31 protein-coding genes and 1 pseudogene are annotated in these 24,808 nt (G+C 41.1%); 25 read left to right on the forward strand and 7 right to left on the reverse strand.

All coding sequences use genetic code 11. From position 1 onward, the window contains the following. The first annotated feature begins 5 nt into the window (after positions 1–5). The 12 genes from QT716_RS14215 (at position 6) to QT716_RS14270 (ending at position 11,019) form a co-directional block, all read left to right on the forward strand. Positions 6–1,343, forward strand: a complete 1,338-nt coding sequence (locus QT716_RS14215; protein WP_317936764.1) for a four-carbon acid sugar kinase family protein — start codon at positions 6–8, stop codon at positions 1,341–1,343. After that, entirely contained in the window at positions 1,303–2,316 is a 1,014-nt protein-coding gene (gene pdxA, locus QT716_RS14220) for a 4-hydroxythreonine-4-phosphate dehydrogenase PdxA (RefSeq protein ID WP_317936766.1), read from the forward strand. The genes QT716_RS14215 and pdxA overlap by 41 nt, the downstream gene beginning before the upstream one ends. A gap of 333 nt (positions 2,317–2,649) precedes the next feature. Continuing rightward, positions 2,650–3,078 carry a PucR family transcriptional regulator ligand-binding domain-containing protein gene (locus QT716_RS14225; protein ID WP_317936767.1) on the forward strand — a complete coding sequence of 143 codons (429 nt, stop codon included), beginning with the start codon at positions 2,650–2,652 and terminating at the stop codon, positions 3,076–3,078. Then, positions 3,079–4,290 carry a PucR family transcriptional regulator gene (locus QT716_RS14230; protein WP_317936768.1) on the forward strand — a complete coding sequence of 404 codons (1,212 nt, stop codon included), beginning with the start codon at positions 3,079–3,081 and terminating at the stop codon, positions 4,288–4,290. It begins immediately after the preceding gene. A 633-nt stretch (positions 4,291–4,923) separates the two neighbouring features. Further along, entirely contained in the window at positions 4,924–6,186 is a 1,263-nt protein-coding gene (ltrA, locus tag QT716_RS14235; RefSeq protein WP_317936769.1) for a group II intron reverse transcriptase/maturase, read from the forward strand. Positions 6,187–6,376: 190 nt separating this feature from the next. Beyond that, entirely contained in the window at positions 6,377–6,940 is a 564-nt protein-coding gene (locus tag QT716_RS14240; protein ID WP_317936771.1) for a GNAT family N-acetyltransferase, read from the forward strand. A 74-nt stretch (positions 6,941–7,014) separates the two neighbouring features. Beyond that, positions 7,015–7,764 (forward strand): NAD(+)--rifampin ADP-ribosyltransferase, encoded by a 750-nt coding sequence (gene arr, locus QT716_RS14245; RefSeq protein ID WP_317936773.1) that lies wholly within the window; start codon positions 7,015–7,017, stop codon positions 7,762–7,764. A gap of 318 nt (positions 7,765–8,082) precedes the next feature. After that, complete coding sequence (locus QT716_RS14250; RefSeq protein WP_317936774.1) at positions 8,083–8,700, forward strand: NUDIX hydrolase; 618 nt, start codon at positions 8,083–8,085, stop codon at positions 8,698–8,700. 154 nt (positions 8,701–8,854) lie between these two features. Beyond that, the gene (locus QT716_RS14255) at positions 8,855–9,010 is read left to right on the forward strand and encodes a hypothetical protein (RefSeq protein ID WP_317936775.1); all 156 of its coding nucleotides are present in this window, start codon (positions 8,855–8,857) and stop codon (positions 9,008–9,010) included. A gap of 120 nt (positions 9,011–9,130) precedes the next feature. Next, positions 9,131–9,544 (forward strand): hypothetical protein, encoded by a 414-nt coding sequence (locus QT716_RS14260; RefSeq protein ID WP_317936776.1) that lies wholly within the window; start codon positions 9,131–9,133, stop codon positions 9,542–9,544. Positions 9,545–9,667: 123 nt separating this feature from the next. After that, positions 9,668–10,336 carry a DNA alkylation repair protein gene (locus QT716_RS14265; protein ID WP_317936778.1) on the forward strand — a complete coding sequence of 223 codons (669 nt, stop codon included), beginning with the start codon at positions 9,668–9,670 and terminating at the stop codon, positions 10,334–10,336. A gap of 110 nt (positions 10,337–10,446) precedes the next feature. Continuing rightward, positions 10,447–11,019: a GNAT family N-acetyltransferase gene (locus tag QT716_RS14270; RefSeq protein WP_317936780.1), complete on the forward strand. Its 573-nt coding sequence runs from the start codon at positions 10,447–10,449 to the stop codon at positions 11,017–11,019. A gap of 67 nt (positions 11,020–11,086) precedes the next feature. Here QT716_RS14270 and QT716_RS14275 read toward each other — a convergent pair. From QT716_RS14275 to QT716_RS14290, 4 genes and pseudogenes are all read right to left on the reverse strand, one after another. After that, positions 11,087–11,248: pseudogene (locus tag QT716_RS14275) on the reverse strand (NAD(+)--rifampin ADP-ribosyltransferase); the annotation flags it as partial. Positions 11,249–11,323: 75 nt separating this feature from the next. Next, a complete protein-coding gene (locus tag QT716_RS14280; protein ID WP_317936781.1) occupies positions 11,324–11,941 on the reverse strand; it encodes an FMN-binding negative transcriptional regulator in 618 nt (205 codons plus the stop codon). A 20-nt stretch (positions 11,942–11,961) separates the two neighbouring features. After that, complete coding sequence (locus tag QT716_RS14285) at positions 11,962–12,480, reverse strand: GNAT family N-acetyltransferase (RefSeq protein ID WP_317936782.1); 519 nt, start codon at positions 12,478–12,480, stop codon at positions 11,962–11,964. Positions 12,481–12,509: 29 nt separating this feature from the next. Next, positions 12,510–12,962: a MarR family winged helix-turn-helix transcriptional regulator gene (locus tag QT716_RS14290; protein WP_317936783.1), complete on the reverse strand. Its 453-nt coding sequence runs from the start codon at positions 12,960–12,962 to the stop codon at positions 12,510–12,512. 336 nt (positions 12,963–13,298) lie between these two features. On the opposite strand from QT716_RS14290, the gene QT716_RS14295 reads away from it, so the two are divergent. The 6 genes from QT716_RS14295 to QT716_RS14320 all read left to right on the forward strand — a co-directional run bounded on the left by QT716_RS14295 (position 13,299) and on the right by QT716_RS14320 (position 18,501). After that, the gene (locus tag QT716_RS14295; protein ID WP_317936784.1) at positions 13,299–14,246 is read left to right on the forward strand and encodes a cation diffusion facilitator family transporter; all 948 of its coding nucleotides are present in this window, start codon (positions 13,299–13,301) and stop codon (positions 14,244–14,246) included. Positions 14,247–14,526: 280 nt separating this feature from the next. After that, positions 14,527–14,976: a hypothetical protein gene (locus QT716_RS14300; protein ID WP_317936786.1), complete on the forward strand. Its 450-nt coding sequence runs from the start codon at positions 14,527–14,529 to the stop codon at positions 14,974–14,976. A gap of 44 nt (positions 14,977–15,020) precedes the next feature. Continuing rightward, entirely contained in the window at positions 15,021–15,296 is a 276-nt protein-coding gene (locus tag QT716_RS14305; RefSeq protein ID WP_317936787.1) for a glutaredoxin family protein, read from the forward strand. A gap of 96 nt (positions 15,297–15,392) precedes the next feature. Continuing rightward, complete coding sequence (locus tag QT716_RS14310; RefSeq protein ID WP_317936789.1) at positions 15,393–15,680, forward strand: metal-sensitive transcriptional regulator; 288 nt, start codon at positions 15,393–15,395, stop codon at positions 15,678–15,680. A gap of 77 nt (positions 15,681–15,757) precedes the next feature. After that, positions 15,758–15,958: a copper chaperone CopZ gene (gene copZ / locus QT716_RS14315; protein WP_317936790.1), complete on the forward strand. Its 201-nt coding sequence runs from the start codon at positions 15,758–15,760 to the stop codon at positions 15,956–15,958. 131 nt (positions 15,959–16,089) lie between these two features. Then, the gene (locus QT716_RS14320; protein ID WP_317936792.1) at positions 16,090–18,501 is read left to right on the forward strand and encodes a heavy metal translocating P-type ATPase; all 2,412 of its coding nucleotides are present in this window, start codon (positions 16,090–16,092) and stop codon (positions 18,499–18,501) included. A gap of 187 nt (positions 18,502–18,688) precedes the next feature. Here QT716_RS14320 and QT716_RS14325 read toward each other — a convergent pair whose 3' ends face one another. Next, complete coding sequence (locus QT716_RS14325) at positions 18,689–19,237, reverse strand: cysteine hydrolase family protein (RefSeq protein WP_317936793.1); 549 nt, start codon at positions 19,235–19,237, stop codon at positions 18,689–18,691. A gap of 121 nt (positions 19,238–19,358) precedes the next feature. On the opposite strand from QT716_RS14325, the gene QT716_RS14330 reads away from it, so the two are divergent. From QT716_RS14330 to QT716_RS14360, 7 genes are all read left to right on the forward strand, one after another. Continuing rightward, positions 19,359–19,820, forward strand: coding sequence for an Lrp/AsnC family transcriptional regulator (locus QT716_RS14330; RefSeq protein WP_317936794.1), 462 nt, complete (start codon positions 19,359–19,361; stop codon positions 19,818–19,820). A 476-nt stretch (positions 19,821–20,296) separates the two neighbouring features. Continuing rightward, positions 20,297–20,596 (forward strand): hypothetical protein, encoded by a 300-nt coding sequence (locus QT716_RS14335; protein ID WP_317936795.1) that lies wholly within the window; start codon positions 20,297–20,299, stop codon positions 20,594–20,596. 522 nt (positions 20,597–21,118) lie between these two features. Continuing rightward, on the forward strand, positions 21,119–21,514 hold the full coding sequence (locus QT716_RS14340) for a hypothetical protein (protein ID WP_317936796.1): 396 nt from the start codon (positions 21,119–21,121) through the stop codon (positions 21,512–21,514). A 92-nt stretch (positions 21,515–21,606) separates the two neighbouring features. Next, positions 21,607–22,053, forward strand: a complete 447-nt coding sequence (locus QT716_RS14345; RefSeq protein WP_317936797.1) for a hypothetical protein — start codon at positions 21,607–21,609, stop codon at positions 22,051–22,053. Between the two features lie 149 nt (positions 22,054–22,202). Beyond that, positions 22,203–22,313, forward strand: a complete 111-nt coding sequence (locus QT716_RS14350; RefSeq protein WP_317936799.1) for a putative holin-like toxin — start codon at positions 22,203–22,205, stop codon at positions 22,311–22,313. Positions 22,314–22,693: 380 nt separating this feature from the next. Further along, positions 22,694–23,362, forward strand: a complete 669-nt coding sequence (locus QT716_RS14355) for a DNA alkylation repair protein (RefSeq protein ID WP_317936800.1) — start codon at positions 22,694–22,696, stop codon at positions 23,360–23,362. A gap of 291 nt (positions 23,363–23,653) precedes the next feature. Further along, positions 23,654–23,791, forward strand: coding sequence for a hypothetical protein (locus QT716_RS14360; RefSeq protein ID WP_317936801.1), 138 nt, complete (start codon positions 23,654–23,656; stop codon positions 23,789–23,791). A gap of 41 nt (positions 23,792–23,832) precedes the next feature. Here QT716_RS14360 and QT716_RS14365 read toward each other — a convergent pair whose 3' ends face one another. Continuing rightward, positions 23,833–24,087, reverse strand: a complete 255-nt coding sequence (locus QT716_RS14365) for a hypothetical protein (protein WP_317936803.1) — start codon at positions 24,085–24,087, stop codon at positions 23,833–23,835. Then, complete coding sequence (locus tag QT716_RS14370) at positions 24,077–24,616, reverse strand: RNA polymerase sigma factor (protein WP_317936804.1); 540 nt, start codon at positions 24,614–24,616, stop codon at positions 24,077–24,079. The genes QT716_RS14365 and QT716_RS14370 overlap by 11 nt, the downstream gene beginning before the upstream one ends. Positions 24,617–24,808: the final 192 nt, after the last annotated feature.

The raw sequence follows: 24,808 nt of genomic DNA on the forward strand, positions 1-24,808 counted from the left end.
AATAAATGAAAATAGGCATTATCGCAGATGATTTAACAGGGGCTAATGCTACCGGTGTGAATTTGGTTAAAAAAGGTTTTAGAAGCGCCACAATCGTATTTGGTGGAAGCATTCCTTCAAGAGGAAGTTTTTCATCGATTGTTATGGATATAGACAGTCGATATGCCACGCCGCTTGACGCGGAAAAACGAGTCTTTGATGCCTCAGGGCAGTTGCAGGACTGGGGAGCCCAAATTGTAGGCAAAAGGATTGACAGCACTGCGCGAGGCAATATAGGCGTCGAAGTGGATGCGCTGATTGACACTTTGGGAGACAATAGCGCCGCAGTCGTCGTCACATCCTATCCTGATTCGGGACGGATTGTCGCAGGTGGTTTTCTGCTGGTAAACGGAATACCTGTGCAGGAAACAGATGTTGCTAAAGACCCCATGAATCCGATTTTGAATTCACATATGCCAACAATTTTAAATGCACAAAGTTCTCATAAGGTTGCTCATATTGATCTAACAACAGTATTAAAAGGGAATAAAGCTATCGAACATGAAATACGGAACAGCCTGGAAGACGGTTACCGAATGATTGTAATTGATGCGATTACTAACGAAGAAATTGATGAAATTGCAGATGCGATGGCAAATATCGACATAATGCAATTGATACCTGTTGATCCAGGACCATTGACTGCATCATATGCATTGTCACTTACCCAACGACAAACTAAAAATAAAAAATGGCTGGCGATTATCGGGAGCGCTACTTCACTGACGAAGCGACAAGTAAACTTTTTGGCAGATAAAATGCAAGTCGATACAATCCATGTGGATGCCGAGGCGCTTGTCTCTTCAACCGAATTGTCGCTGAAAGAAGTGAAACAAGCTATTCAGTTATCTTTGCAGCAGTTGGAAACTGTGGATGTCATTATTATAACCACGGCATCTTCTGAACATCTGGACCTCTCCGGCTTGGCGGTTGAACAGAATGAAACGGAACAAATACTTGCTAGGCGCATAACAGAAGGTCTGTCACAAATTACGAAAGGAGTCATCGAAGAAGCTGATATAGAAATCGGTGGTATTTTTTCCAGTGGTGGTGATCTTACGGCAGCTTTATGTGCGTCCACACAAGCCGAAGCTTTTGAACTTGAAGATGAAGTACTGCCACTTGCTGCATATGGCCACTTTATAGGTGGGTCACTGGATGGAATGCCGGTAGTTACAAAAGGCGGTATGGTTGGTGATCATACGGCAATCTACACCTGCATGAAATATTTAACTTCAAAAAATTTAAGGGATGTGCATAAAAATGGAAACAAAACGGACGATAATAGCTATCCCAATGGGTGATGCAGCAGGAATTGGACCGGAAATCACAGTGAAATCTTTAAGCAAGGAAGAAATTTATAAGAAGTGCAAACCACTGGTGATCGGCGATGCTTCCATTATCAAAAAAGCAATCGAGGTAACAAATGTGAATTTAAGCGTGAACATAATCGCCTCCCCATCAAAAGGCAAATACGAATTAGGGACAGTTGACGTTATTGATCTGAAAAACATCAATTTGGAAAAATGGTCTGCCGGTGAAGTACAAGCACAATGTGGGCAGGCATCCTTCGAATACATTAAGTATGCCGTGAATCTCGCTATGGGCAGGGAAGTAGCGGCAATTGCCACTACGCCAATTAACAAAGAGTCGTTAAAAGCGGCAAAAGTGCCCTATATTGGCCATACTGAAATGCTGGAAGACTTCGGCGGCGCACCGGATCCACTCACCATGTTCCAGGTAAGAGGTTTGCGCATCTTCTTCTTGACACGGCATGTTTCTGTAAAAGAAGCAATTTCTCAGATGACAAAGGAACGCGTACGTGATTATTTAAGCCGATGTGATAAAGCGCTTCAGCGTTTAGGGATTGAAAATCGGAAACTGGCTGTTGCAGGGTTGAACCCACATAGCGGAGAGGGCGGACTTTTCGGAATGGAAGAAGTGGATGAAATTGGTCCAGGAATTGAAGCTGCCCGCCAAGATGGTATCGATGCACACGGCCCGGTACCCGCAGACTCGGTTTTCTTTCAAGCACTGAATGGGAAATACGATGCGGTCTTGTCTCTCTATCACGATCAAGGTCACATTGCTGCAAAAATGACCGATTTCCATCGAACCATTTCCATCACAAATGGCCTTCCGTTCTTGCGTACTTCAGTAGATCACGGCACAGCGTTCGATATCGCGTGGCAAAATATTGCCTCTAGCGTTTCCATGGAAGAGTGCATAAAATTGGCGGCGGATTATGCACCGAAATTTACAAGTGACTCGCTCTAGAACTAATTTGAAAAATCGTATTTCTGGTAAATGAAAAAGTATTATTAATATGACAAGTAACTACAGAAGAATACAAATGAAGCTCCATGCTCGAGAACTCAACGTTCTTGAGCGTGGATTTTTTTTATAGTTTTTTGAGTGCCTGCGTAAGATATAACAATTTCCCATTGACAGACGGATACCTTGCCTTCACTCTGTCTTGCTTTGCATTTTGCAATACGTCTAACTAATAGAATCATAAGTTCAACAAAAAATAACATGATATACTCCCTAGTAAGGTACTGAATGGAATGAAAAAACGATTCATCAGTTATAAAGGAGGGGTATTCAATTATGTATGTCACTATTGAAAACGTATTAGAGATGAATGGTTTTGAACACGTAGAACTCATGGGAGGGGCATCCGGGGTAGGCCGTCGAGTGGAAACGGTCTTTTTCATGGAGGTTCCTGATATCTATTCATATATTGATGAAAATGGCTTATTGTTAACGACACTCTATCCGATTGCGGATAACCCGGACGCCATAGCGACTCTTATTCCTAAACTAGCGAAGATGAACATAGCAGGGATTGCGGTCAAACCTGGGCGTTACGTCGATGAGATCCCTTCTATCATGATTCAACAAGCTGATGAGCTTGAGTTACCGCTCATTCAGTTACCCTCCGACGCAAACTTATCCTTGCTGACCAACCAAGTTTTGACGACTCTCCTCGATGCCAGAACGTCCGTGTTGGAATTTCGGAACAAAGTACACCAATAGTTGCTGGATTTGTTATTGGAAGGGGCGGACCTCAACAAATTCGTCTACTCGATTGCTAAGCTGATTGACGCTCCGGTGATTCTTTTAACGAATGATTTAGAGTATCTGGAATCTTCGTTAGATGCTGATCCGAGTGACATCCAAATTCATAGCCGAACTACTGAAATGCAAGCCCACTCAACCTATAGGCAGATGGATGCTATTGACGTAAAAGGTTATCACTATGTAAAAGAAAACATCTTTTTCCAACCTATTTTTGCAGGGGACCAAGAATTTGGTTACTTAGTCATTTTGTTAGAGGCTGAAAAAGCCATTCAGGAGAACTTGATTATTGCAGCAGAACAAGCATCCTTTCTCGTTGCATTTTTGTTTCAATCTGAACAGGCTTTACTGGAGAAAGAGCGCAATCATTTGAGTAGTTTTGTGCGGGATGTATTTAACAATCAGTATTCAACAGAAACCGAACTCTTTGAGAAATCGAAAGTATTCAATTGGCGGTTTACATTTCCACTAGTTATGATTAGCATTCAAGCAAACATCTCAGATAGTGAGGATCGTCTTGCGCTGTACTACAGAATTTTAGATTCAGGCTTGTTGGAAAGAATTATTGCGTCGACAATGGAGATTTCTGAAGAGAACTGTAAAGTGTTGTATTTTAATGATTCTGTACTATGCTTTGTCAGTCTGAAAAACGAAGCAAACTTGAAATCGAAGCTAACACGGATTGGTCATTCGGTGGAATCTAATTTTAGCGACAAAGGGTACATCGGTGTAAGTATATCTGATGTTGTGTATGAGCTAGAAGAACTCCGACAAGCTTATAGTAACTCCATGCTCGTATTTACAATCTATAAAGAGAATCTGGAGAGTAAATCATTCGTCCATTTTTATACGGACCTGGGTTTGTTCCGTTTGTTCCATAATATTAAAGATACGACCATCTTAGAAGAATTCGTTTTGGAAAAATTGGGACCCGTGCTCGAGTACGATGAAGGAAAAGAAGTGAAGTTGTTAGAAACTCTTCGCTACTATATAAAGAACAATACAAATGTACAAAAAACAGCAGACGATTTATATGTCCATTACAATACTATGCGCTATCGCATGAATACCATCAAAGAACTGGGCATTCAACTTGATAATGGATTTGAGTTAACGGAGATTTCTTTAGCCTGCCAGTTGCTGCAATACTTGGAGATGAAAAAAGGATAACAGCTATGAATCAGATACACTATGGATTTGATAACTAATGATAAGACATCCAGTCACAGAACGAGTGCTGGATGTTTTTTTTGTGCGCCCAGCATGGGCGTAATCTATAGGGTGCAAGTCCCGAACTGTGAAGGTAGAAGTAACAGTTAGCTTAACGTAAGGGTGTCCATGGTGACGTGGAATCTGAAGGAAGCGAGCGGCAAACCTCCGGTCTGAGGAACACGAACTTCATATAAGGCTAAGTACAATTGGGTGAGTTTGCAAAACAAAACAAAGCCCTTTCTACCGAAGGTTGTATGGAGTAAATGAAGCAGATAGGTGGAGGGAAAGATTACGTTCTTACCTGGGGAGGTCTGACTGATACGTCAAGTACTCTTGATAACCTATCCAGTGATGGATAGCTGAACAGTCAGAAGTCAGCAGAAGCCATAGTACCATTTCAACTCGAGAGGAATGGGAAGGGCTGAACGATTAAGAGAGAACAACATCTGGGCATTCAGTAAACTGCGATGAACACAGATAACCGTAAAGGCATACTTGGTGGAGGAAATGGTGAATTCCATGGGGGACTTCAAGATGGTGGAGCAGAACTGGCATAAGAAGAACCGTTGTTCACGGAAAGAGGCGTAACGAATGTTGATGGAGCAGATACTATCACGGGAAAACCTACTTTCTGCCCTGAAAAGGGTAGAGCGAAATAAAGGTAGCCATGGTGTGGATGAAATGCCCGTACAAAACCTACGAGCGCATATCGTGAAGCATTGGGAGTCCATGAAAATGGAACTGTTAGAGGGAACTTATGAACCGCAACCAGTCCGCAGGGTCGAAATCCCGAAACCTGACGGTGGTGTGCGTTTATTAGGCATCCCAACTGTGATAGACCGGCTCATTCAACAAGCGATTGCCCAGATTCTTACCTCGTTATATGACCCAACGTTTTCAGACCATAGCTATGGCTTTCGTCCAAAACGAAGCGCCCACGATGCGGTAAGAAAGGCGAAAGGATATTTAACAGAAGGAAATCGCTGGGTAGTCGATATAGACTTGGAGAAATTCTTCGACAAAGTGAACCATGATCGACTCATGGGGACACTGGCGAAACGAATTGAAGATAAACGTTTACTGAAGTTAATTCGTAACTATCTGAAGTCAGGCATTATGATACATGGCGTGGTGACGAATAGTGAAGAAGGGACACCGCAAGGTGGACCATTTAGTCCTCTGCTTTCTAATATAGTCTTAGATGAATTAGACAAAGAATTAGAAAGAAGGGGTCACTTATTTGTCCGTTATGCCGATGACTGTAATATCTATGTGAAAACAAAGAAAGCAGGACATCGTGTGATGAGTTCTGTCACTTCATTTATCGAAGGGAAACTGAAGTTGAAAGTGAATGGAAATAAATCCGCAGTTGACCGTCCGTGGAAGAGAAAGTTTCTCGGCTTCAGCTTTACCGTTGGTAAAGAACCTAAGGTTCGTATTGCCAAAGAAAGTGTTAAACGGATGAAGAATAAAATCCGTGAGATTACTTCTCGGAAGAAACCTTACTCGTTAGAGTATCGGATGAAGAAACTTAACCAATATCTGATGGGATGGTGTGGATATTTCGCTCTGGCAGATACGCCAAGTATGTTTACTAAATTCGATTCGTGGATTCGAAGAAGACTACGCATGTGTATGTGGAAGGATTGGAAGAAACCCAGTACTAAAGTGAGGAAACTCGTAGGATTTGGTGCCCCGAAAGGGAAAGCTTATGAATGGGGGAACTCTCGGAAAAGTTATTGGAGAATTTCTAAAAGCCCAATACTACACAGAACCCTTGGAAACTCCTACTGGAGTTCCCAAGGGCTCAAAAGTCTACTATCTCGTTACGAAACTTTGCGTCAGCAATCTTAATTGAACCGCCGTATACCGAACGGTACGTACGGTGGTGTGAGAGGTCGGGAGTTAATCACTCCCTCCTACTCGATTTGGTACAATGAAGTCCACTGTTCTTATCGTTACAAATGACAATTCGGAGCAATTTCGATTCACATTAAAGTAATGCTTCGCAAGACAACAATGATTTTAAAAGGAGACACAAAGTATGATTGAGTTAAGCGGAAAGCCGAAATTAGTGGGGGGAAAAGTAATCCTCCGGCCATTTGTCGAAAGTGATTTCCCTTTTATAGAAGAATGTTTGAAAGATCCCGAGCTACTGAAATTGACTGGAAGTGAACCTGCTTACAATCGAGAAACGGTATTGCAATGGTATGCCACTAGAAATGCACAAACCGACCGATTGGATTTAGCAATAATTGACCCTGTGCAAGGCTTTTTAGTGGGGGAAGTGGTAGCCAATTCGTACGAAGCCGAAAACGAACGCATGAATTTCAGAATCATGATTGGACCTCGCGGCAGAAATCGGGGGCTCGGAACGGAAGCGACGCAATTGTTCATAGATTATTTGTTTGCCCATACTCCACTGCGCAAAATCACGTTAAGTGTCTTTGAATTTAATCCAAGAGCGAAGCATGTGTATGAAAAGATAGGGTTCGTTGAATGTGGGGTTGAGAAAGAGGAATTGGAGTTTGAAGGACAATGGATTGACTCCATCCTTATGTCACTAACCAGGGAGGTCTGGCAGGAGAGGCAGCGGAAAGCGGAATGATTATTTAGGTGCCAGCGTGAGAAACAATCGCGATGGTTTTGTGGGCAGATAACTCAAAATAGGAGGGGAATTAGATGAATATAAAATTTGATCCAAACAACATCGTTATAAAACGCTGTATGAGTGGGATGAGCATGGAAGATAGCGGAAATGTTGAAGATGCAACTAAGGTATTTCATCAAGCATGGCGTGAAGCAAAAGACGACTATGATAAGTTTATTGCAGCATATCATTTGGCGCGTATCCAAAAGAATACTCCAGACAAATTGAAATGGATGGAAATCTCTTTGCAGAGTGCACTAAATATAGATGATGACAATGTTAAGAGTGCCTACCCAACGTTATATTTAAACATCGCTGAATGCTATGAGAAGTTGTGTGATTCGGAAAATGCGCAAAGGAATTATGAATTGTCCACTATATATAACGTTGGTCCGATTGATGAAGGACCATTTTATCATGGGACAAAGGCGGATTTGCAGGTGGGTGATTTACTGACTGCGGGTGAAATTTCAAATTACAAACCCGAGCTTAAAATGAACCACATTTATTTTACTGCCAATGCCAATGGCGCGGGACTGGCAGCGGCGTTGGCAAAAGGACAAGGAAGAGAACGCGTTTATATAATACAACCAACAGGAAAATTTGAACACGATCCAAATGTTACTGACAAAAAATTCCCGGGTAACTTAACACGTTCTTATCGTTCACAAGAACCCTTAAGGATTATTGGGGAAGAAACAGAGTGGGCGAAACTGACAACTCCGGAGCGACGTGAATGGCGAGAAAAGGTGGCTGAAAACAAGGGGGAAATTATAAACTAGATTATTAGGAGCCAGCGTGAGAAACAATCGCGTTAGTTTAAACAAACGCAAAATTTTCATACAAGGGCACCTCGAAAGGCAAAATTAGTAGGTAAGATTATAGGAGACTTATCCATTTTACGGATACGTTTCTTTTTTTGCAGAGAAACGACGAAACATTTTACCTTCTTATGTCGATTGGATAATTAAAGGGAATAGATGTGCTTCTCAGAAATCAGGGGTGTTATACTTACGATAAGAAGAGGATGAATTCGTAATAAACTTATTAAGGTGTATTTTCATTAATCCGATTGAATTTAAGAAGGAGGCTTGTTTTAAATGGAACCTAAATGGCTCGAATGGGCAAAACAGTTGCAATCCATTGCACAAGCAGGGCTAACCTATTCAAAAGATAAATATGACTTAGAAAGATTTGAGATGATCCGAGACATTAGTGTTGAAATGCTATCTCTTCAAACAGATATAGACAAAACAATCGTCAAAGAGTTATTTGCGAATGAAACAGGCTATGCTACCCCAAAAATAGATGTTAGGGCTGTTGTCTTCAAAAATAATAAAATCTTAATGGTTAAAGAAGAAGCGGATGGAGTTTGGGCTTTGCCAGGAGGTTGGGGAGACATCGGACTTTCCCCTAGCGAGGTTGCGGTAAAAGAAGTACAGGAAGAGTCAGGATATGACGTAAAAGCGATTAAGTTGATTGGTTTGCTTGATAAAAATTTTCATCCCCATCCTTCTTCTGCCTATCATGTCTATAAAGTCTTCATTCAATGCGAAATTACAGGAGGAGAACCGAAAACAGGAATAGAGACAAGTGCAGTCGGGTTCTTTGCAGAAAACGAATTACCGGAACTATCGGTAGCTAGAAATACAGAATCACAAATACAGTTAGCATTTAAGCATTTACATAACCCTAAAGAACCTGTGTATTTTGATTGAACAATAACTTTCAATAGTTGAAGTTAACAAGTAAAGCCTTAGTTTATTGACGATACGCCTTTAATGATATCAGTTGATAACAGCTTCACTTTAAAAATATCAGGTTAAGTTTCTTTGTGACAATTTTCTAATCTGAAATGAGAGTGCATACAGGATGTCTAAAAATATAATCTGGTTAGTTGCAGGTATCTTAGTTGCTTGGTTCGTCATAAGTATTCTAACAAAAAACTTTGATGGTGATTTCTTGCTCGTTCTATTGCTGGGCGTTTTCATAGGATATGGAGTCGGAAAGAAAGAGAATAATGAGTAGCACAGCGGAGAGCTGATGCTTTACCGGGCAGACGAACAATACCCCTAATGGAGCAAAATTGGTAACGTTTTATAAGGCAGAGCGACTAATCTTTAAAGTGACTGATTATAAAGGGGCGATGTGTTGAAACTCTCAAAAACAGTTCTTGTTGCAGCTACCTTCATGTTACTGACTGCTTTTGGATGTACCAATCCATTGGATACAAATGTAGTCGAAGTCCATACAACGGGTAATCCTGATGCAGAGGAGATTTTAACTTTAGAGCCTGAAGCGGATATATTCCAGTTCGAAGGTGTGATTTATAAGACTGGAAATGATTGGGTTGAAGAAATGACATTAACCAAAGAGGAACAGGTAGGAGAAATAACAACGAGAAATGATATAAATACAAATTTCGAAAATAATATGGCGAATAAACTGCCTGTCGGTGCAAAAATCTATTCTGTTAAAGAGTCAAAAGAAGTTGGCGGACTCATTTTACTTGTAGAATCGGAAGGTGAACTTATAAAATACGTTGGCCTTGTGGAAGGGTAACTCGTACTTGTTTGCTTATGTAAGATACGCCTCGTCCACTGTTAGGAATGGTGTTGAGCTTGTACTTTACACAAAAAGCCGTTTTCGATTATGATACAGTGCTTAATAAAGGAGTTAGGTAAAATGGAAGAAAAGAAAGATACAGAAGTAAAACACTCTACAAAAGCAGAGACCATTCTATCTCAGATCCCGAGTACAACTAAGCTAGGCGACTTGCGAAAAATCGCGAAGGACATTAAGAAAGATCACGAACTAGCTATGGAACTTTGGTCGACTGAAGATTTCAGGCCCAGATTATTAGCAGTTTTAATTATGGACAAAAAACTTCTTTCACAAAATGTGCTCGATCAGCTTGATAACGATATGAAAATTCACCCCTTTAAGGAGCGAACGAACATAATGGATTGGTTAATGGCTAATCAGCTCACCAAGGATAAGAAGACGATTGCATTGATGGAGTCATGGGAAAATAGTCGTTCTGCACTTCAAAGAAGGACTTACTGGTATTATCAAGGACGATTAAGATGGACTGGACAAACACCGCCTGATAATACCGCAGACTTGCTATCTGCATTAGAAGCCAATTTAGCGCAAGAAGAACCGGAAGTTCAATGGGCTATGAATTTCACCGCAGGCTGGATAGGCATCTATGATGAAAAGAATCGGGCACGTTGTATTGAACTAGGTGAGAAAACGGGTCTTTACAAAGATGAACGAGTAGCAAAAGGATGCACTCCCAATTATTTGCCAGGTTTCATTAAGACGGAAGTTAACAAACGGCTAAGTAATTAATTACTTTGTTTATCTGTTAGAAATAGGTGTCTGAGTCAGAACCAAATCGTCGGAGTTTAGACGAACACAAAAGTTCACGCACAGGCACCCTTAAAAGGAGTCCATAGATAATGATTGATTTGAGCTATAAACCTCATTTGGTCGGGGGAAAAGTGATTCTTCGGCCGTTCTTGGAAAGTGATTTCCCATATATAGAGGAATGTCTAAAGGATCCGGAAGTATTGAAATTGACAGGCAGCGACCCTAGTTATGACCGGGAGGCGGTCCTGCATTGGTACACTACCCGCAATGATCAAACTGATCGTTTGGATTTAGCGATCATTGATACGAACCAGGAAGGGGTAGTAGGGGAAGTCGTGGCTAACTCGTATGAAGCCGAAACCGAAAGCATGAATTTCAGGATTCTGATCGGCCCGCGGGGAAGGGATCGGGGACTCGGTACGGAAGCGACCCAGCTATTTGTAAATCATCTATTTACAGCTTCTCCGCTGCGCGAAATTACGTTAAGTGTATTCGATTTCAATCCGCGTGCGAGGCACGTGTATGAAAAGGCCGGTTTCTCGGAGTACGGGATTGAGAAAGATGAACTGGAATTTGAGGGGGAAAGGATTGACTCCATCCTGATGTCGATAACGAGGGACGTCTGGCAGGAAAGACGGAATGGAATGAGACCGACTAGTTAAGACTCCAAGCGTGCATTTCTCTGCCCAGTCTTGGAGTCATCTATTGTTGGTCAATCATTGAGGCTGTTCAATCGTGAATAATCGCTTTCCCTTGTTCGCGGAGCGTTTGCAGAGCAGATTGCATGTTGTGTATCTCTTCATCGGAATGCCGTTCCCATTTGCCAAGTTCGGCCACTATCTTCAACGGGGATTTTGATCGGTAGGACCGGGTCGGGTTGCCGAGGAATCGTAATAGGTGCCTATGTAACAAACAATCGTGAAAGTTCAAACAAACAAAAAAGTTTCGTGCACAGGCACCCTAAAATCAAGGATTCACTCTCTTTTGCATCAGTTCGGCCATTTGTTTTGATACTGGATTCTCTTCTTTCTTTAGTTGCTCGGTGATGGTCCGATAATCTTTCTCGTTTCGGTTCTGGCTCATTTTATATGCAGCCTGAATTTCTTTTACTTGAATCCTGAAACCGACAATCCCTTTCAGTTCTTTTTCCAACAAGGAAGGGGAGAGTTTGTCCCACAAAACAGGGTTTTCACGGGAGTCCTCGTATTTTTCCAGTAAGTGTGTCAGGTCCTGTTTCAATTCTTCCTCATCTAAAATGCGCGCGGGTCCATACATATGGACAGCTTGGTAGTTCCAAGTCGGGACGTTTTCTTGTTCATACCAGGAAGAGGAAATATAGGCATGGGGTCCTTGAAATATAGCAAGAGTCTCTTCAGTGTCAACGAACGTCCGCCATTGGGGATTGCCGTAAGCCATATGCCCAGTTATATAATAATCCTCGTTCTCTTTTATGAATTGCATAGGCAAGTGTGTCGCGATGGGTTTTCCTTTTTTCGTTGTGACAAGTGTTGCAAAGGAGTGCTGTTGCACAAATTCTCGGATTTCTTCTACATCACTGATTTTGAACTGTTTTGGAATGTACATTCTATCCCGCCTTTCAAAAATTATTGGAGTGCTTTAACCATAATGAGGTCCACTTGTTCGTCATCGCCCATAAAGAAAGAATGCGCGCCTGTTTGGACAAATCCTTTTTTCTTATAAAAGGCGATGGCATTTTCATTTGCTTCCCAGACGCCCAGCCAGATTCTCTTCTTTTGCTGTATCAGTGCGATTTCGACTGCTTTATTCATCAGCATTTTGCCAAGCCCGTGTTTTTGAAAAGCTTTTTTAATGTAAATCCGTTCAACTTCAAGCGCGTCACTGCCCATTGTTTCGGTCTGTGCACCATCTGTATTAAGTTTTAAATATCCAGCTAATTCCTCATTGTAGTAAATGAAGAAAAAGTGAGAAGAAGAGTTGGCTACTTCACGTTCCAGCTTTTTTAAGTCATAGGCCGTTTTTAAGTAAGCATGAAGATGCTCAGGAGAATTTTGCTCCTGGAAGGTCTCGGTAAACGTCGTAATGCTGATTTCTTGAAGTTCATGCAACTCATTAGGAGTGCATTTCTTAATCGTGATTATCATGAATATCGGTCGCTCCTTCCTTCAGTTCTTTAATAGGTTCGCTTGTTTCCTTTTTTTACGAATTCCCAGTCCTTTTCAACATTTTTACGGATCCGCAGCAACAGATCGAATGCAGTTTCTTTTTCGTCGTTAGAAAAGCCTTGCAAGGCAACTTGACCCGAATGTACATTCTCGCTTTTGAGGAAAGGGTAGACCGCTTTGCCTTTTTTCGTTGGAAAGAGTCTTTTATTCTTTTTGTTGAAAGGATCTTCCCGCTTTTCGATAAAACCGTTATTTTCAAGTTTTTGAACTGCACGAGTAGCGGTGGAACGGTCAACTTTAATCATATCCAGTAACTGTTCCTGGATGACTCCGGGATTCTCACAAATTCGGACTACATATAGATACTGCCCTTTCGTTAGGTTGAACTCTTTGAATTCAATATTACTGATTGAATCCAAAGCCCTTGCAATCATGCCGATTTCACGTAAAATCTCTTTCATATACGTCTCCCTCCTGACAAAAAAAGTAGTTGTGAATACAATGGAAGTTATTATGTATAGAATGTACTTTAAAAAAGTTGCATTTGCAACATTTTTAAAGACAAAGAAGAAATGAATGTCTGTGTGGGAAACAAACATGAACGTCAAAATCCACCAAACTTTCGTACGCAGGCTTTGTGTAAAAAGCTTTTCCATATCAGCAAGATATTTAGAGGAATAAAATAACTTTTCAGAAAGGGCCATGTATTTTTCGGGAGACGATCATCACGGTATGAATCTATTGAAACAGGCGATTGAACAAGCGACTCATAATTGACAGCATGGAGGGATAGATAGATGGGACATGGACACGACCATACACATGGAGCAAATAAGAAAGTATTATTGATTTCTTTTTTCATCATCACTGTATATATGATTGTGGAAGCAATCGGAGGGTTTTTGACGAATAGTCTTGCCCTATTGGCGGATGCCGGTCATATGTTAAGCGATTCGATTTCATTAGCAATTGCATTGATTGCATTTAAATTGGGAGAAAAAGTTGCGAGTAAGACCAAGACGTTCGGCTATAAGCGATTCGAGATCTTAGCCGCTGTGCTGAATGGTGTCACACTGATTGTGATCGCTTTGTTCATTTACTTTGAAGCAGTGAAACGTTTTGCGAATCCCCCGGAAGTAGCAACGACAGGCATGCTGATTGTTAGTGCAATCGGATTGCTCATCAATATTTTAGTTGCATGGATCATGATGCGCGGCGGAGATGTGGAAGAGAATTTGAATATGAAAGGTGCTTACCTGCATGTCATGAGCGATATGTTGGGCTCCATCGGGGCGATCGCTGCGGCGCTGGTTATGATGTTCTTTGGATGGGGCTGGGCCGATCCGTTGGCGAGTGTCATTGTAGCGGCATTGGTTTTACGAAGCGGTTACTTTGTATCGAAGTCAGGGCTGCACGTACTGATGGAAGGCGTGCCTGTAAACGTGGATATGAATGAACTGATTCATACGCTTTGTACTGCGAAGGGGATTCTCAGCGTGCATGACTTACATGTCTGGTCCATAACGAGCGGATTGAACGCACTTTCCTGCCATGCCGTAGTGAATGACCAGATGACGATTGCGGAAAGTGAAAAATTGCTTCGTAGCATCGAGCATGATTTACTGCACCAAAACATTCATCACATTACAATCCAATTGGAAACGTCTGCCCATCAGCATGACGATTCGATTTTATGTCAAGTGAAACCGGAAGCATCAGCAGATCATCATCCTCACCATCATTGAGACAGTTAGTGACCTTCAGTGGCGCTGCTTTAATTACTATTTTTGTGTGTGATACAGAAAACTTTACATACCCGTTTAGGGTATATTATGATATGTTCAGCCCATTTTCCAATTCGGAAATGATTACCGAATTGGAATGACGGGCATATATTTTTTATAAACCCTATACCCCTATCCTGTATGTAAAGAGATGCTCGAGGGGTTAAATAGGTAATCCATAACGAAGGAGGTATTTCAAACGGATCATCATCCTGAAAAACAGGGGAGCGGCATCTATACGTTGCAAAAGGATCTGCCCGACAATGAATACAAGGTCTTTGTAGACATTTCACCGAAAGATCTATCCTATGCCGTATCGCCAATCGAGCTCCATGTAGGACGCGGACGTCACGAGAGACCTGCTTCAAATAATTTATCTGTTGAACAAAATCTAACTCAAACAGTGGATGGCCATACGGTTGAGCTGAATGCGACTACGTTTAAAGCAGGCCAAGACATCTCGTTGCAATTCGATACGAAAAACGAAGTGCCTGAACCCTACCTAGGCGCCTCAGGGCATGTCATCATTTTAGACGAAAACGCTGAAAACTATATTCATTTCCATCGAGCATCAAAAGACAAGACGCAATTTGATACAGTCATTGAGAAATCAGGCAAGTACAAACAGTGGGCGGAGTTCCAATTTATTGGGAAGGTAACGGCTTATTCATATGTTATCGGGGTAAAGTGAATCCATTAGGAACTCTCCCCCTCATAATAAGGAGGCGGCAACTTATGAAGGATGCTCAGTTCGAGCTTTATACACGGCCAACGTGTTCAGATTGCCAGGAGGCAAAAGCATTTCTGGCAGAACATCACATTCCGTATATCGGGTACGATTTATCGACCGAACCGGAAAAAGAGAAAGAGCTCATTAAAGTAAGCGGCGCCCGGGTTGTACCGGCATTCGTGTTTAAGGAAAAATCATTTTTGGGGTTGAGAAGCAAGCCGAAAGTGTTCATCGGTTTTGAAAGAAACGAAGAGGAAATTAAAAAACTGCTGGCTATGTAGCGTACTGAACGCCGCCCAGACAAGATCATTGTCCTTACCTGACTCAGATGGTATAATAGGGGTACAGGGTATAAAGAAACTCCAGGGAGTGATCATATGTCGGAATCGGCAAAGAAGACTGTCCAGCCGAATAAGCAACAGCTGTTAAACCGGTTGAAACGGATTGAAGGACAAGTGAGAGGCGTCCATCAAATGATTGAGAACGATCGCTACTGTGTAGATGTCCTGCACCAGATCAGCGCTATTCAATCTGCCATGAACAAAGTTTCTTTAGCATTATTGGAAGACCATACACACCACTGTGTCGTCAACGCCATTAAAGGGCAGGATGGAGAGGCAGCTATAGAAGAGCTTATGAGTGTCATGAAAACTATGACAAAATAAGCACTGCACGCTACTTGACATACTGGTATAGGGTATATTATAGTGTGAGTAACAACAAAAACAGGAGGTTTTTCATCATGAAAGAAGTGTTAAAAGTAGAAGGTATGTCTTGCGGTCATTGCGTAAATTCAATCGAGTCAAGCGTCGGTGAACTAAAAGGTGTTTCTTCAGTTAAAGTGGATCTTGCGGGAAATGAAGTAACCGTAGAATACGATAACGAAGCAACATTGGGCCAAATAAAGGAAGCGATTGAAGACCAAGGTTATGAAGTTGCTTAACTACTAATGATAGCTCGTCTTCCGCTTACACCATGTAGGGGTATAGAGCGGTTGAGAAGTGATTATACGTCTACCGTATAATCCTTCTTTTTTTAAAAAACATACCCCTACAGAGTATTGGAGGGATACAAATGGCAACTGCGGAAAAAACATTGAAGATCAATGGGATGACATGTGCGGCATGTGCAAACCGTATTGAAAAAGGGTTATCTAAAATTGAAGGCGTCGAAAAGGCGAATGTCAATTTTGCTTTGGAAAGTTCAACAATCCTATACGATCCCGAACAAACAAATGTTGAAGATTTTAAGGCGCGTATCGAAAAAATAGGATACAGCGTCATTGAAGATAAAGTTGAATTCGATATTTCGGGTATGACGTGTGCGGCTTGTGCGACAAAAATCGAAAAACGAATAAATAAAATAGACGGTGTTTCGAATGCTACTGTCAATTTTGCGCTGGAGACACTGACAGTTCATTACGATGGCAGTCAAACCAGTTCTGCTGAAATGATCGCCAATGTGAAAAAGATGGGATATGAGCTGATTCCCAAAACAGATGGCAACGATAAAATGGATCATAAAGAGCAGGAAATTAAAAAGCAAACGCAGAAATTTATTTTCTCAGCAATTTTGACCTTGCCGCTCTTATGGACGATGGTTGCGCATTTCGAGTTCGCATCGTTCATCTATTTACCAGGGTTTCTCATGAATCCTTGGGTGCAGCTTGCTTTGGCTACACCTGTTCAATTCATAGTCGGTGCTCAGTTTTATAAAGGGGCTTACAACTCTTTGCGCAGTAAAAGCGCCAATATGGATGTGCTAGTAGCCCTTGGTACGAGTGCCGCTTACTTTTATAGTCTCTTCTTGACATTTGAATGGATGAACGCCGGCAGTGCAGGTGAGCCGGAGCTATACTTTGAGGCATCGGCAGTCATCATTACCCTTATTTTGCTTGGTAAATTATTCGAAGTCCGAGCAAAAGGAAAAACGAGCCAAGCGATTCAAAAACTGCTTGGTTTACAAGCGAAAACTGCACGTGTGTTGAAAGACGGAATTGAACGGGAGATTCCGATTGAAGAGGTCGTCACAGGAGATATCATCTTAGTAAAACCGGGTGAAAAAATTCCTGTTGACGGTGAAATCGTCTCAGGTCAATCAGCGATCGATGAATCGATGATTACTGGAGAAAGTATCCCTGTGGATAAAGTACCGGGAAATCCCGTAATTGGCGCAACAATCAATAAAAACGGATCCTTGCAGATCGAAGCGACAAAAGTTGGAAGAGATAGTGCGTTATCGCAAATTGTTAAAGTCGTTGAAGAAGCGCAAGGTTCAAAAGCGGATATTCAGCGTTTGGCAGATAGGATCTCCGGCGTCTTTGTCCCGATTGTAGTCGGCATCGCGATCGTGACATTCTTCGTCTGGTATTTTGTCGTCACTCCTGGAGATTTCAGACCATCCCTTATCCCGACCATTTCCATTCTCGTCATTGCCTGTCCATGTGCACTCGGTCTCGCAACCCCTACTTCCATCATGGCAGGATCGGGGAGAGCGGCTGAAATGGGAATGCTCTTCAAAGGCGGAGAACACCTTGAAAATACACGTTCCATTGACACAGTTGTGTTGGACAAAACCGGAACCGTAACAAAAGGGGAACCGGCGTTAACCGATGTTACGATAGCTGAAGGATTTGTGGAACGGGAGGTTTTAGAATGGGTAGCTTCCGCTGAAAACCAATCTGAACACCCGTTAGCACAGGCGATTGTAACGGGCGTCAAAGAAAAAGGAATCGATTTAATCGAACCGACGACATTTAACGCGCTGCCTGGATATGGAATTGAAGCAGAGGTTGCTGGAAGGCATATACTTGCCGGAACGCGGAAACTTATGCGGAGTCAGGATATTGCGATTGAGAATATTGAATCGTCAATGAAGAAGATGGAAAACGAAGGGAAAACAGCGATGCTTATCGCTGTGGATGGGAAGTTTGCAGGTATCGTAGCAGTCGCAGATACTGTAAAAGAAACGTCTAAAAAAGCAATTGAGCGAATGACTGCACTTGGATTGGACGTCATCATGCTGACTGGAGACAATCAGCAGACGGCAGAAGCAATCGGTCAGCAAGTCGGCCTGAGTCATGTCATCGCAGAAGTTCTTCCTGAACAAAAGAGCGATGAAATCAAGAAGTTGCAAGCACAAGGCAAGAAAGTCGCGATGGTCGGCGACGGCATTAACGATGCCCCGGCATTGGCCCTTGCAGATATCGGAATGGCGATCGGTACCGGAACGGATGTCGCAATAGAAGCAGCAGACATTACGCTCATGCGCGGCGATTTGAATAGTGTGGCAGACGCCATCATCATGAGCCGAAAAACAATGCGTAATATTAAACAGAACCTATTCTTTGCCTTCTTCTACAATACAATTGGAATTCCAATCGCAGCACTTGGCTTGTTAGCTCCTTGGGTAGCTGGAGCTGCGATGGCATTCAGTTCAGTTTCAGTCGTATTGAACGCTCTACGTTTACAGAGGGTTAAATTATAAAAGTGAAAGAACTGTCAACTATAGAGTAAACTGCGTTCTATGTTGTTTACTCTACAGTCGACAGTACATAGCAGTAAATATGTTTAACTGGAAGCAGGTAAATCAGATATAGTAGTAAAAGGCATTTGAGAATTAGATCATTCCCAAATGCCTTTTACATTTTTTTGTTTTTTAAGATTGTGTTAGCTTATTGTTGTAGAAAATCCTCGGTCGAAGTTACAGCGCAATACATACCGTTAAGTGCTCCGACAAACGCATAATGGACCTGTTCGGCCGTAACGTCCTTACCATCATAAGATAAATCCCTTGTCGCACATGCGTCTTCAATGAGTAATGTTTCATAGCCCAGGTCCACTGCGGCTCTGACTGTGGCATCAATGCACATATGAGTCATCATACCGACAACTACTACCTTTGTTATTCCTTTTTCTTTTAATTTGCTTTCTAATTCAGTCTGTAAAAAACTGTTAGGGAAATGTTTGGTGATAATGCTTTCGTTTTCCAAAGGTTGAACAGTTTCATGTATTTCAACTCCATTTGTATTCGGAAGGAAGAAGCCCATTGCTGGATCAGCTGCGATATGTTGAACGTGAAAAATATTCTCTTTATTGTTCTTTCTAAACCATTCAAGCACTTTAGCAGCATTCGCTGCGGCTTTACCTGGACTAACTAATTCCATACTTCCATTTGGGAAATAGTCATTTTGAATATCTACAATAATTAGAGCTGTGCTCATAATTCTCCACCCCGTTAAACGTATTTTGTTACAATACAATCATATAACGCATGTGGTATTTTATCGATAAGTTGACGAAACGCTTTTGAGCAAAACAATTTCATGGTGAAAGGAATGTATTATGGAACTTGATAATATTGATTTTCAGATCCTTCGGTTGCTATCGGAAAACTCACGTATTCAATGGAAAGACTTGGGCAAACAAATTCATATGACAGGACAAGCTGTAGGAAATCGAATAAAAAAACTTGAGGATAGCGGTGTCATTAAAGCCTACTCATTACTAGTTGATGAGACAAAGTTAGGCATTCCTTATACAGCTTTTATCATTATTTATATGAAAACAGCCAATCATGATTCGTTTAAACAATTAATGAATGATCGGAAAGAGGTAGTGGAAGTTCACCGCGTATCAGGGGAAGGCTGTTATCATATAAAAGTAAAAGTGAGCTCTCAAGAACTATTGAATCTATTTCTTGATAAAATTCTTGAGTATGGGAATTACGCTGTACATTTATCGATACAAGAGGCTAAACAACAACATCCGTTGAATGCTACACGAAAAAATGATTATGGTCAGTGATTTGATTATAAACTAAAAACTCACTATCAAATGAGGTAGTGAATTTTTTTTGCTGGTTTAATTGAGCTGAGACGACTTAGTGATATATGCCTGTGTGAGAAACATTCGTATAAGTTTAAACAAACACGAAAGTTTCGTACACAGGCATCGCAAAATCTATGTGAGGTTTTCACCTTCTTCATCTGCAAGAATGTATACGAATCGCGATTGTTGAAGGAAAATCCCTTACATTTTACTACATTAATACTTGTAGTACTTGAGTAAAGGACTGATTATTCAGTAACGAGCTGCGAGCAGTTTTACTCACGCATCTGCGAAAAAACTACTCGGGGATGCCTGTGTGATCAAGCAGGGTAACAGTCAGCCGAACTTCCAGTTTATTTACCGTGCAGAAGATTTGGGTTGGTCGGATTATTGCTATGTGCAATTAAAAGATCTTCTTCCCTTGTCACCGCCCATGTTGAAAAAATATCGATTTGCAGAATGGCCATTTAGAAAGTTATAAAGTTCAGTCACGGACACATGCCAGGATAGATGGTCTATATGATGAATGGTACCCCGCCGGCAAGAAAGTCATCCCTTTTTCTTTCCTGGATACGTACCTGAATGAAGAAGCATTGGCGTGGTGGTATCAGGACAAAGGACATCTCGAAGCGGCAAACGGAAACATCTCGAAAATCATCTTATCAACAGACGACATATCTGCTGATGAAATTGCCGTACTGATCAATTTATTGAATGAAAAGTTTGCTTTACAATTTGGCACGGATGGATAGAATCGGATGATTTTATATGACCGGTTGCAAATCATAAAACTTCCGCGGTTGATATCTCCCGGGTAGCAAGAAGCATTCAGAATAAAAACCACTGGTGAGATACCTGCACGGCCAATTGCAAAACAAACCATGGTTCATTTGCCTTCCAGTTTTCAGCTGAGAAATCCTTGTATGGAAATCCATGAAAAACTATCTAGACTCCTATTTTTCTAACTCCCGATGAGGATATCGACAGTTATGCCATCCTATACCATTCAGTTAGATGGATTTCGTTTGAAGACCGAAAGACTATCACATATCAGATAGTCTTTCTTGATGACCGCCGGGAAATGCTGGTGAAAGTCCAGCAGCAGACTAAAATGAGTATCAGTGAGTTAGTTGCCGGTTGTTTCATGTAGCTTAAACCAACGTATTTTTTAATTCTCAACGAGTTAGCAGTTTGAGTTTTTTTAATTTAGATTTTATACATGGGTTTAACAACAATCTATTAAGACAAATTTTGATGTGGAAGGAAAATACTATATGACTACATTCAGCTTTATTATACTGCCTAAAAAAAGCTCATTGATTGAGAAAGATAGATATAATAAACATTCATTTGTTAAAAAGGAAGGGAATTTTTATATTTTTGCCCGTCAGCATACACAAGGATTTGCTGTAGACAAAAGTATGAGCAGAGATTATCTTGATTTCATTCGTTCTCTATCGAATGAAATGCAATCATCCATATATACTTTAGTAAAAGAACTTAAAAACAAAGAAGGAGAAGATGATTTTTCTGTTAAAAAATATATGAATTCTAACGGAATTATAGATAGTGAGAAAGTTTTAATTTTACATAAAGATACCTTAATATCTTATGATTCATTATATAAATTTCCTTTTATTACAGATGGAATTACATATACACAATTTTGATGTAAAACTCATAGCTGTGCTTATATTGCAATAACCAGGGGCCTTAACGGAATGAAATTTGTGCCAGAATAGAGCCAGATTGGGGTGAGAGTATGGATCGAATTAAGGTAGGACGCTATTTAATTGAGATAGATGTTAACCAAACAAAAAGTTTTTATGAAGAGCATCATTTTATTACTGAGGATTGCAACTGTTCTTATTGCACTAACTATATTTTAGCTTGCGACACATTCTCACCAGAAATTAAAAATCTATTTAATATACTTGGTATTGATCCCCGTAAAGAAGGTGAGATTTCCGAGTATATGAAGAATGAAGATGGCACCCATTTATACGGTGCGTTTTATCATATTGTGGGAAAAGTTATTGATGAATCACAATTATGGACACCTATTAATAGTGAAAATGAAGTTCAGTTATCTAATCCTGGAGGGGTAGAAATAGGCTTTAGCGAAGAGTTAGATTTAGTTCCAGAAGATTTTCCCAAGCCAATTATTCAATTTGAGATACAGCTAAATATTCCTTGGCTATTAAGTTAACGAGGGCGATTATGATAGAAAGATAGGTATTTTGTTTGCAGCTATCTTTTGGTTTTGTCGTTATCAATTCTTAGAAGTGGTAGAATAGTATAGGCAGCTACATAAAGCGGATGGGCGGTTGGCACTCCCTTGAGAAAGGGGATGTTTACATGGTGACATACGATGCAATGAACATGTTATTCCAATTTGGGATGTTTCTCGCAACAATGGCAACAGCTATTGTAGCGAGGATTGCTCTATCCATCAACAGAAAAAAGTAACCACCCTCCGCTAACGGCAAAGTAAGCAGGGTAGTTACCTTTTTGTAAAGACTCTTTGATTACTGGCCAACCGCACTTCATGCGGATGTCAGCTGCATTGACTGGGTGTTGACGCACCTAATCTTTTTTAGTATACGCTAAGTTTACCACAATTATAATGAAAATACACATGCTTAATGTGGTTTTTTGTGTGCCTGTGTAAGATACAACTTGGTCACAATTCGGAACTCTATTGAAGATATACTTTACACAGGCGGTCGTTTCCGATTTAGGCGATAGTTGCCTGTGTGAAAACAAACGTGAAAGTTTAAACAAACACAAAAGTTTCGTGCGCAGGCATCTCAAATTTTGAATGAATCTTTATATAGGAGTTGTTTAAAATGGATGAAAAAAAAGATACAGAAATAAGACCCTCATCAAAAGCAGAAAATATCCTATCTCAGTTCAATAGTAAAACTAAGCTAGGCGACTTACGAAAAATCGCGAAGGATATTAAAAAAGATCACGACCTAGCTATGGAACTTTGGACAACCGAAGAATTTTTGCCCAGACTATTAGCCATCTTAATAATGGACAAAAACCTTCTTTCTCAAGATGTGCTTAATCAGCTGGATAAGGATATGCAGATTCACGATTTTAGTGAGCGAAATAACTTAATGGATTGGTTAATGGCTAATCAACTCACCAAAGACAAGAAGAAAATTGCATTGATAGAGTCATGGGAAAATAGTCGTTCTGCACTTCAAAGAAGGACTTACTGGTATTATCAAGGGCGATTGAGATGGACTGGACAAACACCGCCTGATAATACCGAAGACTTGCTATCTGCATTAGAAGATAATTTAGCGTTAGAAGAACCAGAAGTTCAATGGGCTATGAATTTCACCGCGGGATGGATAGGAATATATGATGAAAAGAATCGTGCACGGTGTATTCACCTTGGTGAGAGAACGGATCTTTACAAAAATGAAAAAGTATCAAAAGGATGTACTCCTAATTATTTACCAGATTTCATTACGATGGAAGTTAACAAACGGCTTAATAAGTAATTTTTTTTTTACTGTGGTGGATACAACCCGTACACTATTCCGATTTGTATTCAAGGTGTACTTTACAAAGTCACCCAATTCGGATTTTAAACAGTAAAAGCCCCAAGTGACGTGCATATTTCCGCACGTCATCTCGGGGCTTTTGTAGTTTTATATTCCACTGGTATTCATCGTTACTACTAAGTTTTACCCACCACTTGATGATTGACCAACCTCTCTCGAATGCAAGTCCAACCCAAGTCACTACAATAGACCTCAATCTTAAAGGACCTTTCCAGTCACTTCGTACTTATGGGTCCATTTTTTCTACTCACCGCGGTCAGTGCAGCGAAAGCTAATGCAATCGGTACGATACTGAAGATGAAGAATTTCCAATTACCGGTTGCGATGGACAGGACTAAGAATAAGATTAGCAGAGCAAGTAAATAATAGGATACTATTTTTGTGAGTTTCAACAGCAAACACACTCCTTATTGAATAAAATAATAAATCGTTTGGATGACAGTCAAAAATGCAGCGAGACCGAGTGGCACGACTTGATAGGAAGTTAGCAGCCGCTTGCTTTCCGGCAGTTTTTCTAGTGGGTTTTGGGCAGGAGAAAACAGGTACCGGATGAACCGATCAAATTTTGTACGTTTCTGTAACAACTGTTTTCTTGGAATTTCAGGCTCATAGCTATCAAGTATCTTACGCAGTTCTGGTTCATTGTGAAATTCATCTTTCATGTGGAAAGTCCTCCTTTAATCGCGATTTCAGTTGCTGGATGGCGTGATGCAGCCTGGATTTCACTGTGCCAACAGGAATATCGAGAATCTGTGCGATGTCTCCCTGTGCCATATCTTCGTAATAAGCTAGAAGAATTACGGCTCGATGAGGATCCGATAAGGTATCGAGTGCTTTTTGGACAGCCAAGCGGTCCTCGGTGGAAACCCGGGTTCTTTCTCGCGGAACGAGGGAGGGGAGGAGCGATCGCCACTTTCTCCTCCGGTTCAGTTTGTTGACCAATTGTCTGTAGGCAATCTGGAAAACGAAAGCTTTCACAGTGCCCCTGTTGACGTCGTATTGGTTTTTCTTCTTATGCAGCGTTTCGAATACGTCATGGACCGTATCGATACTGATTTCTTTTTCACCCGTATAGCGGAACAGGAAACAATAAAGCGGTTCAACTAATTGTTCGTAAAGTTGGCCCATGGCGTCTCGATCACCATTCTGGAAAGCGGTCATCAGTTCTTCAGGCGTCTGTGTCATGTACATCACCGTAATGAGCGCGTATGGATTTCAACGTCATCGTCAGCCGTGCCAACAAATAGATAATCGTGACAATAGTCAAGCCCCTTAAAAATGGACACGAAAGTTTATGTACAATTGTGTGTTATGCGCTTTCCAAATACCGATTCAGAAATGCCGTAGGAGACAAATAACCTAAGCGTTTTTGGCTACGTATTT

It is taken from the genome of Sporosarcina aquimarina, from assembly GCF_033253705.1.
Lineage (GTDB): Bacteria > Bacillota > Bacilli > Bacillales_A > Planococcaceae > Sporosarcina > Sporosarcina aquimarina.